Origin of the sequence: Aestuariimicrobium soli (assembly GCF_051192575.1) — a bacterium.
In the GTDB taxonomy this organism is placed as follows: domain Bacteria; phylum Actinomycetota; class Actinomycetes; order Propionibacteriales; family Propionibacteriaceae; genus Aestuariimicrobium; species Aestuariimicrobium soli.
Genome location: NZ_JBPJSQ010000006.1, coordinates 1 through 12,630 on the forward strand (window position 1 = coordinate 1; position 12,630 = coordinate 12,630).

The window sequence follows — 12,630 nt, forward strand, 5'->3', positions numbered from 1 at the left end:
GTGCTACAGCGGGGGAGTTTCTTACTGTGGGGAAAAAAGACCCTCCAGGGTGACGCCGTTTTGGTTCGGTGTGCAGGGGGGGTTCACCGCTGGCCCACCTCACGCTGGCCCAGCAGGGCGCGGATCTCGTCCAGCACCGCCTGCGGATCCCGGCGCAGGCGAGCCGGGGTGACGTAGAGCAGTCGCCAGCCCGCCACCTTGAGGGCGTTGTGGCGCCGGTAGTCCATCTCGATGGCGTGATCGTGGCCGTGGTGCAGGCTGCTCGCGACCTCGACGATGAGCCGGGCGCGCACGAAGACGACGTCGCCCACGTACGTCCTGCGGCCCACCCGGATCCGGTGATTCCCCCGCCAGCCGCGCAGCCCACCCGTGCGCAGGTGTCGGTGCAGGTCGAGCTCCGGGTGTGACCACGGGGAGTCTCGCAGCTCGGCCGCCAGGTCGAGCCACCGCCGCTGCCTCCCGTAGGGCGCCAGGCAGGCGGTCGCCTGCAAACTGTCGACGGTGACGCAGGCCTCCCGGAGGGCCTGGAAGACGGGCTCGAGATCGTCTCGCTCGGCACACCACAGCACCGCCGCCTCAGGAGTCAGGGTGGCGGCGACCCGGTCGTGCTCGAGCAGCGCATCGGGCCAGACCTCCTGTTCGATGAGCACCGGTCCCCGCGGAGCATGCCGCAGCCGTGGCACCGACACCTGCACCCGTTCGAGGCGCGCGGTCGGCCAGTGGGTGACCCGGGCGGCGGATCGTCCGAGCAGCACGGCATTCGGGTTCCACAGCAGGGTGGCCCGGGTCCAGGCGTCGAGATCGTGCTCCAGCGAGCGGGCCATCAGGATGCCCGGGTAGGGGCGGAAGCACTCGCCGCGCGCGACAGCTCGGCGCGCCTGGTTGGCCAGGTGTGGCACGTCGGTGACGCGTAGACAGCCTCCCCGGCGGTGCAGTTCGCGGGCGAGGTCCCCCAGTGAGTGGGTGACAGCTGAGCGGGTTACAGATGAGCGAGTCACACTGGGACTGTGGTCAGCGGGACCCGATTCGTCCCACCACGTTCTCGAGCCTGTGGATGACGCTTGCACCCGTCCGCGACCTGTGGACAACTCCGGACCCGCGCCGCCCCACCGCACCACCTCTCCTGACCACACCGAGCGGAAACGGCGTTACCCTGCGCGTTCTTGCCATCCAGTGGCAAGAACGCGCAGGGTAACGCCGTTTCGGATCGGTGCGGGGTCGGGATCAGGACGGGGTCGGGATCAGGACGAGGTCGAGGTCAGCGCAGGGTCGAGACCCGCGCCCCCACCTCAGCGGCCGAAGAGATGCCCCTGCACGGTGGTGATGAACGCGTTGACCGAGTCGGGCAGGTCGGCCAGGTGCCAGGTCTCGGGCGCGTGGTACCAGTCCAGATCGGTCGGGTCGGCGTGGGCATCGTCGTCGGCGGCCACCAGGGCCTCCAACCACCGGCCTCGTCCACCCAGCACCACCGCGTAGGGCAGCAGCTCCGAGAGCTCGTGGTACTCACGCCCCTTCGGCATGCGATCGGTGCGGTGGTGCTGCAGATCGTTCGCCAGCGCGTGCAGGCCCGCCAACAGTTCCGATCCCTTGGACGACCGGCGAGGCATCTGCGGGGCCAGGAAGACCACCCCGGCGGCGATGGCGATCAGCGCGAGCCCCCACAGGCCCAGCGTCGAGAAGGCCACCAACAGGCCGGCCACCAGCACGGCGAGGGTGAGCGCGATCCACCCGATCAGGGTCCAGCCGTTGCGGGCCTCGTCGGGGCGCTTGTCGAACCATCCCTGGGCGACGACGTCGTCGTAGAGCTCGTCCTGCACCTGGGGGATCACCGCAGACACGGCCGACGAGATCGACGACACCTTCACCTGCGGCCCCTCGACGGGGGCGACGGCGTCGAGCAGGGTCTGCTCGTAGGGGTGAAGCTCGCCCCGGCCACCCTCGCGGCGCTCGAAGGCCCAGTCGATCGACTTGTGGGCCGACTCCCGCGGCAACTCGTGGATGCGCAGGTGACCGCGCACCGCCAGGTCGATCAGGGTGGCGGTGACGTCGACCGGGTCGACGTTCTCGTCGGCGACCGTGCCGATCTGACCCGGACGAAGGTCCTCGACCAGCTGGAACTCCTCTTCACCCTCCCCGACCGGCGAGAACTCCGCGACCATCGTCGGGTGGCTGACGGCAGCCTCGTCGCGGCCGGTGCGCCGGTGCAGCGCCCACAGCCCGAGCGCGCCGAGCAGCAGGGTGCCCAGCGCCAGCAGCAGGCTGGTCAGGTTGGGCTGGAAGGCGCGGTCGAGGCTCCACTCGTAGTCGATGTCCTCGGTGACCGCCATGCCGGCGGCCTGCGTGGTGAACGACACCTGCACGACCTCACCCGGCCCGCGAGGGCCGTCGGTGAAGGTGGGGTTCGGCTCCTCGCCGGTACCGCCGGTCCACGAGGTGCACGCGGTCGGGTTGACGGGCGGGCCGGCCTTGCAGTCGACCTGGCGCACCAGCGTGGGCGCGATGATCGAGCCGGTCACCTCGTCCACCCCGATCGAGAGCCCCTGCAGCACGCGGTAGTCGAGCGTGGTGGTGTCGGGGCGTCCCGACACCTTCGGGTCGGCGTGGGTGGCTCCCTTGACGGTGTAGCTGATCTCGATCGGCTTGCCCTGCGCCTTGGCCGTGTCGATGCGAATCACCTTGTAGCCGGCGTCGTCCGAGACGGCGGCGCCCAGATCGGTGCCGCCGGCGGTCGCCTTCAGCCCCCCGATCTCGTAGCGGTACTCGGTCTTGTGCTCACCGGGCGCGGTCGTGGCGATCCGCTGCGAGATCTCACCGGGGGCGCCCTCGCCCAACGTGATGGTCTCCTTCAGGGTGAGCACGCCGCCGGCGTCGACGGAGCCGTCGACGACAAAGCTCTTGGCGGTCGACTCCGCGTGGGCCGACCCGGCGAGCGGTCCCGCGACGAGGGCACCCGCCACCACCAGGGCGGCTGCGCAGTTTCGTCCGAACGCCGATCGTCGGTCGTGGCGGGTCAGGAGCGATCCGTTCAACGCAAGGCCTTTCTTGTGCGTGCGGCGCGCTGCTGCGGCCGGGCACGCGGGGACGAGGTGGTGCTCACTATTCCACAGGGAAGGTTCCGTCACCGGACGAGTCGCGGCGCACTCGGCGTGCCACCCGGCCCGGCTAGTCTGGGCGCCGTGACGCAGCAGCAGTGGGGCCAGCAGGCCAATCAAGGATTCGGGGGTGCCCAGTGGGGCGCACCGACCGGACAACGACCCCATGGCTCGCCCCAGCAGTCGGGAACGAACGGCCAGTGGGGAACGAACGGACAGTGGGGCGCGAGCGGCCAGGGCTACGGTCAGCAGGCTCAGCCCTCGGGCCAGTGGGGCGGCCAGTGGCAGCAGCCGGGCCAGTACCCCGCGCCGGCCGGCGGCCACCGCCCCGGCAGCATGTATCCCGTTCCGGGCCCCCAGCAGCCCAAGGGACGAGGCCCCCTGCTGAAGCTGCTGATCGCCGCCGTGGTCGGCGTGATCCTGATCGCGGTGGTCGCCGCGGCGGTGCGCAGCCTGACAGGTGGCGGTGGCACCAACCCCACCAACACCCAGTACCAGCAGGAGGACTACAAGGTTCCCCCGCCCGAGGCCAACCCGCCCGAGATTCCGCTGCCCAAGGTTGAGTCCGACCTCGAGAAGTTCACCAAGCAGAACGCGGTCTACAACTCCACGGTGCCCAGCCCGACCCGCTGCGAGATGACCGAGATCAAGCTCGCCTCGTCGAGCAAGGCGCAGATCAAGCAGTCCATGGACGAGCTCACCGCCTGCCTGGCTCGCGTCTGGGATCCCACCCTGCAGAGCGCCGGCTACACCTTCGTCCGCCCCGTCTCGAACGTCTACTCCACGAGCATCACGACCCCCTGCGGCAAGGTGCCCACGGGCAACGCCTTCTACTGCGGCGCGAACCAGCAGATCTACCTCGCGACCGACCTGAACAAGGTGCTCCCCCCGGCCGTGGCCGACGGCCGATTCGTCATCGAGACCGTCATCGCCCACGAGGTGGGCCACGCCGTGCAGTACCGCACCGGCATCGGCGCCTCGTCGTCGTACATGATCCAGAACCTGCCCAAGACGCAGTCGTTGGAGATCAACCGGCGCCTCGAGGTGCAGGCGGACTGCCTCGCCGGGCTCTTCCTGGGCTCCGTCGCCCAGTCGCGCGGCATGACCGAGGCCGACCTCGAGAACATCCGCAAGACGATGGTGGCCATCGGTGACGACACCCTGTCGGGCAAGCCCGACATCGTCGGCAACCACGGACGAGGCGCCTCCCGCCAGTACTGGGCCGAGATGGGCATGGCCTCGACCAAGGTCGGCGCCTGCAACACCTACGTGGCGCCCGCCAACCTGGTGAAGTGACCCCCATCCCGGCTGACCCAGCCGGGTGATTCAGCCGGTCTGACTCATCCGATGAGCAGCGTCGTGGCGATCGCCGCGACCCCCTCGCCGCGCCCGGTCAACCCCAGCCCGTCAGACGTGGTCGCGGACACGCTCACCGGCCCGCCGAGCGCCTCGGAGAGCACGGCCTCGGCCTCCTCGCGGCGAGCCGCCATGTGCGGCCGGTTGCCGATCACCTGAACAGCGGCGTGGGCCACCTCGAAGCCCGCCTCGCGCACCCGCCGGGCGGTCTCGCGGACGAACGCGACCCCGCTCGCCCCGGCCCACTCTGGCGACGACGTGCCGTAGTTGGAGCCGAGATCGCCCAGCCCGGCTGCCGACAGCAGCGCGTCGCACAGGGCATGCGCAGCCACGTCGCCGTCGCTGTGCCCGGCGAGGCCGGCGGGCTCGTCCGGGAACGCCAACCCGGCACAGTGCATCGGATGCCCCTCGACCAACCGGTGCACGTCGGTGCCGATTCCGGTGCGCAGTTTCATCGTGCTCCCTTGTTCAGCTGGCCAGCTAGCTTCCGCCGGGCCAACACGGCCTCGGCCAGATCGAGATCGATCGGTTCGGTCACCTTCAGAGAGTCCCGGCTGCCCTCGACCAGGCTCACCGCGTGCCCCGCCCGCTCCATCACCGCGGCGTCGTCGGTGAGCTCGTCCGCCGAGGTGGCGATCGCCCGGTGGGCCGCCAGCAGGGCGGTCAGGTCGAACCCCTGGGGCGTCTGCACCGCCCGCAGCAGCGAGCGGTCGACGACGGACGACCCCCCGTGCGGCGACAGCGAGCGGATCGAGTCGACGACGGCCACGGCCGGCACCACCGCGGGAGCGCCCTCGGCCACCGCGGCCACCACACCGGCGACGACCTCGGTGGGCACCAGCGGGCGGGCGGCGTCGTGCACCAGCACCACTGCGGAGGTGACGCCTGCCCCAGCCAGCGCTTCCAGACCGGCGCGCACCGAGTCCTGCCGGCGACGACCCCCGCCGACGAAGTCGACCGGGACGCCCACTCCCCTCAGGGCGTCCTCAAAGTCGGGGCGCAGGTCGTCCGCCGTCACGACGACGACGCGAGCGGCGCCGCCGGAGACCAGCGCCTCGACGCTGTGGCGCACCAGTGGCCGCCCGGCCAGCGACACCAGCGCCTTCGGGGTCGACCCCCCGAAACGAACGCCGGAGCCGGCCGCCACCACCACGGCGACGACCGGCTCCGTCAGGTCTGATGTGTTCACGCGTCGGACTCTAGTGGGAGCACCGACGCGCACGGGTCAGGAGGCGAGCACCTCGTCGAGGAGCACCTCGGCGCGATCCTCTTCGACCTTCTCGGCCAGAGCGAGCTCCGAGACCAGGATCTGGCGAGCCTTCGCCAGCATGCGCTTCTCGCCGGCCGAGAGGCCTCGCTCGCGCTCGCGGCGCCACAGGTCACGGACGACCTCGGCCACCTTCATCACGTTGCCCGAGTGCAGCTTCTCGAGGTTGGCCTTGTACCGACGCGACCAGTTGGTCGGCTCCTCGGTGTGCGGGGCCCGCAGCACGCTGAACACGCGCTCCAGTCCGTCCGCGTCGACCACGTCACGCACGCCGACCAGGTCGAGGTTGCACGCGGGCACCCTCACCACCAGGTCATTCTGTCCGATGATCCTCAGCACCAGATAGAGCTTGTCCTCGCCCTTGATCTGGCGGGTCTCGATGTCTTCAATGACAGCAGCCCCATGATTGGGATAGACCACCGTTTCGCCGACCGTAAAAGTCATGAGTTGGAACCCCTTTCGCAGAACCCAGTCTAGCACGCCCCCGGGGCCAGCCACGAAGCGTTCGTCCTAGCCAGAGGCGAAATCGGGGTTCCACCGAACCCTTGACAAACGCGGCCTGGGTGTGCTCGACGCGGCCATCGTCGGCCTGACTTGCCCAAACGCAGGGCATCACTTTTCGCTAGGCTGTCGCCGACGGGTCGACTGCACCTGCGCCGACCGTCCACCCTCGATCGCCCGTGGAGGAATCATGAGCACCGCTCCCCGCCGCATGCCCGCAGCACGTCGCCTCGGCCTCGGCATCGCCGCCGCCCTGATCGGCGCGGGCGCGTTGTCGGGCTGCGTCTCGACCGAGGTGGCCGCCCCCTACACCCCCGGCATCGGCATCAACGCCGAGCAGCAGGGCGTCAACCTGCGCGCGGTCACGGTCGTCGCCAAGGACGGCAAGGGTGTGCTCGCCGGCTCGCTCGACAGCGCCAGCGGCGACACCCTCACGGCCATCAAGGGGTCGGCCACCGGCTCCAACTTCGAAGACCTCGGGGCCCTGCAGACCGGCTCGACCACCATCCAGCTGCCCGCCGGCACGTTCGTGAACCTCACCGAGAAGAAGATCGCGCTCAGCTCGGACGACCTCGTCCCCGGCCTCTACGCGCGGCTCACCTTCACCTTCGAGAAGGCCGGCGAGCTGACCGTGCTGGTGCCGGTCGTCGATGCCGACCAGCCCGACTACGCCAGCGCCCAGCCGCAGGGCTGAGCCTCAGCCCTCGAACTTGTAGCCCAGGCCGCGCACGGTGACGACCAGCACGGGATGGGCCGGATCGGCCTCGATCTTGGCGCGCAGCCGCTTGACGTGCACGTCGAGGGTCTTGGTGTCGCCCACGTAGTCGGCGCCCCAGATGCGATCGATCAACTGCCCACGGGTCATCACCCGGCCGGCATTGCGCAGCAGCATCTCGAGCAGTTCGAACTCCTTCAGCGCCAACCGCACCGGGGCACCGTTCACGCTCACCTCGTGACGTTCGACGTCGATGCGCACCCCCGAGCCCTCGATCACGTCGGGAGCGAGGTCGAACTCCTGACCACGGCGCAGCACGGCGCGAATGCGGGCCACCAGTTCGCGATGGCTGAACGGCTTGGTGACGTAGTCGTCGGCCCCCAACTCGAGCCCGACCACCTTGTCGACCTCGCTGTCGCGGGCCGTGACCATGATCACCGGCACGTTGCCCCGCCGACGCAGCTGACGACACACCTCGGTGCCCGGCATGCCCGGCATCATCAGGTCGAGCAGCACCAGGTCGGCCCCACCGCGGTCGAACTCGGCGATCCCCGCATCGCCGTCGGCGGCCTCGGTGACGTCGAAGCCCTCCCGGCGCAGCATGTACGCCGTCGCCTCGCGGTAGGACTGCTCGTCCTCGATGATGAGGATGCGGGTCATCGGGTCACCTTTCGGGAGGGGGAATCGTCCGACTGGGGCGCCCCAGCGGAGGTCGAACCAAGACTGCCCTGTCGCACGCCGTCGGGGAAACCCTCCAACGACTCGGACTGGTCACGCTGGTCGTCGGCGAGCACCGGGAAGCTGAGGGTGAACGTCGACCCCTGCCCCACCTGGCTCCACACGTTCACCGTGCCGGCGTGCACCGCGGCGATGTGCTTGACGATGCTGAGCCCCAGGCCGGTGCCGCCCTGGTCGCGGCTTCGTCCGTAGTCAACGCGGTAGAACCGCTCGAAGATGCGCTCCTGCTCGTCGGGCTTGATGCCGATGCCGTTGTCGGCGACGGCGATCTCGGCCAGATCCTGGTCGGGGTCGGGCACCCGGCGGTGGGTGATCACCACCCGCGAGTGCGCGTCGGAGTAGGCGATGGCGTTCTGCAGCAGGTTGGTGACCGCCTCGGCGAGTTGATCGGCGTCACCGAGGATCTCGACGTCGCCGTCACCGAAGGTGAGGATGCGAATGTCCTTGGCCTTGGCCAGCGCCCGGCAGCGGTCGATCGCGATCGCCGACAGGTCCCCGATGGCCACCGGCGAGGCCGCGAGCATGGGGTCGTCCGACTGCAACCGCGACAGTGCGATGATCTGCTTCACCAGCTCCGAGAGACGCCCGGCCTCGAACTGCATGCGCTCCGCGAAATGGACGACCGCGCCGGGGTCGTCGGCGGCCTCGAGCAGGGCCTCGGCCAGCAATGAGATCGCCCCGATGGGGGTCTTGAGTTCATGGGAGACGTTGGCGACGAAGTCGCGGCGGGTCTCGTCGACCCGCAGCAGGGGCGACCGGTCTTCGGCAAGCACGATGATGGCGCCGTCCTCGAGCGGTGCCACGCGCACGGTCAGGTGCATCACCGGGGTACCGAGGCCCCGCTTGAGTTCGACGTCGCGAGTGATCGCGCGGTCGGTGCGGCGCACCTCGCGCACCAGTTCGAGCACCTCGGTCAAGGACACCCGGTCACCGCGGACGAGGCCCCAGGTGCGGGCCAGCACGTTCGAGTGGGCCACCTCGTCGTGGGAACCGACGATCACCCCGGCACTGCGCAGCACGCCCAGCATCAGGCCCAGCTGCGGGTTGATCGTGGTGACCTCGTGCCGCAACGCTTCGCGCCGACGACGGCGCCTGCGCAGCAGGGCCGAGACGGCACCCGTCACGACGGCGCCGAGCAGAGCACCGAGCAGCAGGGCGAGCCAGGGGTTCACGATTCACGAGCATAGGACGTGAACCCCCGGCGCTCAGCCCCGGAGCGGGCCGGCGGACCGCACCCAGCGCCCGTGGGCACACGCTGTTCAGGCACTGTTCACCCCCGATTCAGGTGCTGGGTGGTCGGGACGCCACCGAGCGACCCTAGGCTCATGCCCGATGCCTGCCACAAGCAGCCAAGCCACAAGCAGCCAATGGGGCCGAGCGGTTCCGGACGCTGATCGACGGCCCTGACTAGGCTGGAGGCATCAGACGTACCCACTGACTGTTTCAGGAGCACCCGTGCGCGCGAGCTACCACGCCGAACTCGACGGCCTCATCACCGACCTCGTGATCCTGGCCCGCAACGGCCAGACCGCGCTGAAGGACGCCACCGTGGCGCTGTTGACCGCCGACCAGTCGGTGGCGGAGCGGGTGATCGCCGAGGACGTCCACATCGACGAGCAGGCCGAGTCGCTCGAGACCCGCGCCTTCAACCTCCTCGCCCGCCAGTCGCCGGTCGCGGGCGAGCTGCGCACCTGCGTCGCGGTGCTGCGCATGACCTTCGAGCTGGCCCGCATGGGTGACCTCGCCGCCCACGTCGCCAAGATCGCCCGCATGCGCTTCCCCGAGCGCGCCGTGCCCGCCGATCTCGAAGCCAACTTCGCGCGCATGGCCGAGGTCGCCGACGAGATGATCACGGTCGCCTGCGCCACCCTGGAGGGTCGCGACGCCGACGCCGCCCTCAAGCTGGTCGAGCGCGACGAGGAGATGGACACCCTGCGCCGCGACCAGTTCAAGCTGCTGCTGGGCAACGACTGGAACCACGGTGTCGAGGCCGCCGTCGACGTGGCCCTGCTGGGCCGCTACTACGAGCGGATCGCCGACCACGCCGTCGCCATGGGCCGTCGCATCGTGCTCGTGCTCACCGGCGAGGTGCCCGAGGGCGCCAACTGGCCCTCGACCTACTGAGTCGCCGGGAATCGACCCCGGACGAAACGCGAACCGCGCGGCACCCAGGTCGAGTGCCGCGCGGTTCGCGTTCGTCCGTGGTCGGAGTCAGTGACTCACTTCTTGCCCTGGTTGGCCACTGCCTTGATCGACTCGGCGGCGGCCTCGGGGTCGAGGTAGCGACCGCCCGGGGTGACGGGGGCGAAGTTCTCGTCGAGCTCGTAGTAGAGCGGGATGCCGGTGGGGATGTTCAGTGCGGCGATGTCATCGTCGGAGATGCCGTCGAGGTGCTTGACGAGCGCCCGCAGCGAGTTGCCGTGGGCGGTGATCAGCACCGTCTTGCCGGCCACCAGGTCGGGCTTCACGTCGGACTCCCAGTAGGGCAGCATGCGCGCGACGACGTCCTTGAGGCACTCGGTCAGCGGACGCTCGGCCTCGGGGATGTCGGCGTAACGAGCGTCGTTGAACTGCGAGAACTCGTTGTCGACATCGATCGGGGGCGGCGGCACGTCGTAGGAGCGGCGCCACTGCATGAACTGCTCGTCACCGAACTGGTCGCGGATCTCGGTCTTGTTGAGACCCTGGAGCTTGCCGTAGTGGCGCTCGTTGAGGCGCCAGCTGCGCTTCACCGGAATCCAGTGGCGGTCGCACCCGTCGAGCGCGAGGTAGGCGGTGTGGATCGCGCGACGCAGCACCGAGGTGTGCAGCACGTCGGGGAGCAGGTCTTCGGCCTTGAGGAGCTCGGCGGCCTTCTTGGCCTCGCCGACACCCTTCTCGTTGATGTCGACGTCCACCCAGCCGGTGAACAGGTTCTTGGCATTCCACTCGCTCTCGCCGTGGCGGAGCAGCACAAGGTTGTAGCTCATGCTGGCGAGTCTATCGACGCGGGCCCGCCCGGCTCGGGCTAGTTCACCACTTGCTGGTTCACAGCCCTGCCGCCTCACGGCTCGGTGACGTTCGAGCTCGTGGACGGCGGCCACCTCGTGCTCCCACCGGTCTCGGACGAACGCACCTGCTCCGGATCGGTGGTGTCGTGTTCACCCCTGCGGGCGTTGTCGCGCCGACAGCGGGGTCGGTACCTTACCCCGATGCGCACTCCCCCTTCCGGGGCCCCCGGCCCGTCCGTGACGACTGCCCCATCGATCGCCGCCGAGGTGCGTGCGATCCTCGCTCACCACGGGTTGCCCCACGATCGCCCACTGGAGTCCGTCGACGGGTTCGCCAATCTCGTCGTGGTGAGCGGCGACCTGGTCGTGAGGTTGAACACGGGACGACTGGTCGACGCCTTCGCCCATGAGGCGGAGGTGCTCGAGCACCTTCCCCCCACCATTCCCCACGCCCGAGTGCTGGCCCACGGCCAGCGGGACAGTGGCGGGGAGTACCTCGTGGTGACGCGTCTTCCGGGCGCCCATGTCGAGTCCCGGTGGGCCTCCCTGACCTCTGCCCAACGGGTCGACGTCGGACGAGACCTTGGCCGGGCGCTGCGGGTTCTCCACGCACTGCCCCGGCAACCGTGGATGGCCAACCCGTGGTCTGACCTGGCGGTCGCGGAACGACGCTGGCGGGACGCCTACCACGCTCCGGAGGAGCACGCCCGATCCCTGGTGGCGAGCGCACGCGGTCACGTGGCCGGCACCGATCCCCTGCTGGACCGCATCGACGCGCTGGTGGCCGATCTGCCGCTCGAGCCGGTGGAGGACCAGATCTTCGTCCACACCGACCTGCATCTGCGCAACGTGCTCGTCGCGGACGACGGCACCCTCTCGCTGGTCGACTTCGAGGGGTCACGCTTGGGCACGCGGTCGATGGAACTCGACATGCTGCTGCGCTCGGCCCGGGAGTACGACCAGGTGGAGTTGCTCACCGGACTGCGTGAGACCCATCCCGACCTCTTGCAGATCACGGGGCTGGTGAACCGGCTGGTCGTCGCCGAAGCCATGTGGCACTTGGTGCAGTTGCATCATTGGCAGCCGGGGCAGACCTGGACGAAGGATCCGATCATCGGACTCCAGCGGGTGCTCGACGGCAGCTTCGAGGCCGACCTGCTCGAGCTGGGCGGCCAGCCCCCCCGGGGGCAGCGCTGAATGCGACAGAATTGGGTCATGCCCATCGCTGTCGTCACAGGAACCTCGTCCGGGATCGGGGCGGCCACGGCCCGCTGGCTGGCCGGGAACGGTTGGAAGGTGGTGTGCGTGGCCCGCCGCACCGATCGGATCGAAGCGCTGGCCCACGAAATCGGCGGCATCGCCGTCACCTGCGACGTCACCGCCCCCGATCAGGTGGCGAGGTTGGTTCAGGTGGTGGACGAGTCCGGTGGATGGGTCGACCTTCTGGTGAACAATGCCGGAGGCGCGCTCGGGCAGGAGCCGCTGGCCGAGACCGAGCTCGACCAGTGGGAGCAGATGTACGCCGCCAACGTGATCGGGGCCGCTCGTGTGACTCAGGCCCTGCTGCCGGCGGTCAGGCGCGCCGAGGGCACCCTGATCTTCATCACCTCGACCGCTGCCGGGGCGCCCTACGAGGGTGGCGGAGGCTACTGCGGGGTGAAGGCCGCGGAGCGATCAATGGTGGGCGCGCTCCGGCTGGAGCTGGTGTCCGAGCCGATCCGGGTCTGCGAGATCGCACCCGGGATGGTGCACACCGAGGAGTTCTCGCTCACGCGCTTCGGCGGTGACCAGCAGCGGGCCGACGCCGTCTACCAGGGGGTGGCCGCCCCGCTCACCGCCGACGACATCGCCGAGATGATCGGCTGGGTGGCCGAGCGGCCGCCGCACGTGAACATCGACCGGCTGGTGGTTCGTCCGCGGGCCCAGGCAGCCAACCACAAGGTGCACCGCGAGCCCGTCGGGAGGGCGTGA

13 protein-coding genes are annotated in these 12,630 nt (G+C 69.7%); 5 read left to right on the forward strand and 8 right to left on the reverse strand.

All coding sequences use genetic code 11. The annotated features are described in order from the left end of the window. Positions 1-83: 83 nt before the first annotated feature. Entirely contained in the window at positions 84-899 is an 816-nt protein-coding gene (locus ACSDQ9_RS06805) for an endonuclease domain-containing protein (protein WP_435145312.1), read from the reverse strand. Between the two features lie 390 nt (positions 900-1,289). Beyond that, on the reverse strand, positions 1,290-3,029 hold the full coding sequence (locus ACSDQ9_RS06810) for a DUF2207 family protein (protein ID WP_435145314.1): 1,740 nt from the start codon (positions 3,027-3,029) through the stop codon (positions 1,290-1,292). A gap of 147 nt (positions 3,030-3,176) precedes the next feature. On the opposite strand from ACSDQ9_RS06810, the gene ACSDQ9_RS06815 reads away from it, so the two are divergent. Further along, positions 3,177-4,388 carry a neutral zinc metallopeptidase gene (locus ACSDQ9_RS06815; RefSeq protein ID WP_435145317.1) on the forward strand — a complete coding sequence of 404 codons (1,212 nt, stop codon included), beginning with the start codon at positions 3,177-3,179 and terminating at the stop codon, positions 4,386-4,388. A 44-nt stretch (positions 4,389-4,432) separates the two neighbouring features. Here the strand turns inward: ACSDQ9_RS06815 and ispF are convergent, their stop codons facing one another. The 3 genes from ispF to ACSDQ9_RS06830 are packed head-to-tail and all read right to left on the reverse strand — an operon-like array spanning position 4,433 to position 6,159. Next, the gene (gene ispF / locus ACSDQ9_RS06820; RefSeq protein ID WP_435145319.1) at positions 4,433-4,903 is read right to left on the reverse strand and encodes a 2-C-methyl-D-erythritol 2,4-cyclodiphosphate synthase; all 471 of its coding nucleotides are present in this window, start codon (positions 4,901-4,903) and stop codon (positions 4,433-4,435) included. Then, a complete protein-coding gene (gene ispD, locus ACSDQ9_RS06825) occupies positions 4,900-5,637 on the reverse strand; it encodes a 2-C-methyl-D-erythritol 4-phosphate cytidylyltransferase (protein WP_435145322.1) in 738 nt (245 codons plus the stop codon). Before ispD ends, ispF begins: the two co-directional genes overlap by 4 nt. Positions 5,638-5,673: 36 nt before the next feature. After that, on the reverse strand, positions 5,674-6,159 hold the full coding sequence (locus ACSDQ9_RS06830) for a CarD family transcriptional regulator (RefSeq protein WP_435145325.1): 486 nt from the start codon (positions 6,157-6,159) through the stop codon (positions 5,674-5,676). Between the two features lie 247 nt (positions 6,160-6,406). Between ACSDQ9_RS06830 and ACSDQ9_RS06835 the strand changes: the two genes are divergently transcribed. Further along, positions 6,407-6,910, forward strand: a complete 504-nt coding sequence (locus tag ACSDQ9_RS06835) for a hypothetical protein (RefSeq protein WP_435145328.1) — start codon at positions 6,407-6,409, stop codon at positions 6,908-6,910. 3 nt (positions 6,911-6,913) lie between these two features. On the opposite strand, the gene ACSDQ9_RS06840 is transcribed toward ACSDQ9_RS06835, so the two are convergent. Both ACSDQ9_RS06840 and ACSDQ9_RS06845 read right to left on the reverse strand, forming a co-directional pair. After that, the gene (locus ACSDQ9_RS06840) at positions 6,914-7,591 is read right to left on the reverse strand and encodes a response regulator (protein ID WP_435145331.1); all 678 of its coding nucleotides are present in this window, start codon (positions 7,589-7,591) and stop codon (positions 6,914-6,916) included. Further along, a complete protein-coding gene (locus ACSDQ9_RS06845) occupies positions 7,588-8,841 on the reverse strand; it encodes a sensor histidine kinase (protein WP_435145334.1) in 1,254 nt (417 codons plus the stop codon). Before ACSDQ9_RS06845 ends, ACSDQ9_RS06840 begins: the two co-directional genes overlap by 4 nt. Before the next feature lie 283 nt (positions 8,842-9,124). On the opposite strand from ACSDQ9_RS06845, the gene phoU reads away from it, so the two are divergent. Continuing rightward, complete coding sequence (gene phoU / locus ACSDQ9_RS06850) at positions 9,125-9,793, forward strand: phosphate signaling complex protein PhoU (RefSeq protein WP_435145337.1); 669 nt, start codon at positions 9,125-9,127, stop codon at positions 9,791-9,793. Positions 9,794-9,888: 95 nt separating this feature from the next. On the opposite strand, the gene ACSDQ9_RS06855 is transcribed toward phoU, so the two are convergent. Further along, a complete protein-coding gene (locus ACSDQ9_RS06855) occupies positions 9,889-10,638 on the reverse strand; it encodes a phosphoglyceromutase (protein ID WP_435145340.1) in 750 nt (249 codons plus the stop codon). Positions 10,639-10,860: 222 nt separating this feature from the next. Here ACSDQ9_RS06855 and ACSDQ9_RS06860 point away from each other — a divergent pair, with 222 nt between their 5' ends. Next, positions 10,861-11,856: a phosphotransferase family protein gene (locus tag ACSDQ9_RS06860; RefSeq protein WP_435145343.1), complete on the forward strand. Its 996-nt coding sequence runs from the start codon at positions 10,861-10,863 to the stop codon at positions 11,854-11,856. An 18-nt stretch (positions 11,857-11,874) separates the two neighbouring features. Next, positions 11,875-12,630 carry an SDR family NAD(P)-dependent oxidoreductase gene (locus ACSDQ9_RS06865; RefSeq protein WP_435145346.1) on the forward strand — a complete coding sequence of 252 codons (756 nt, stop codon included), beginning with the start codon at positions 11,875-11,877 and terminating at the stop codon, positions 12,628-12,630.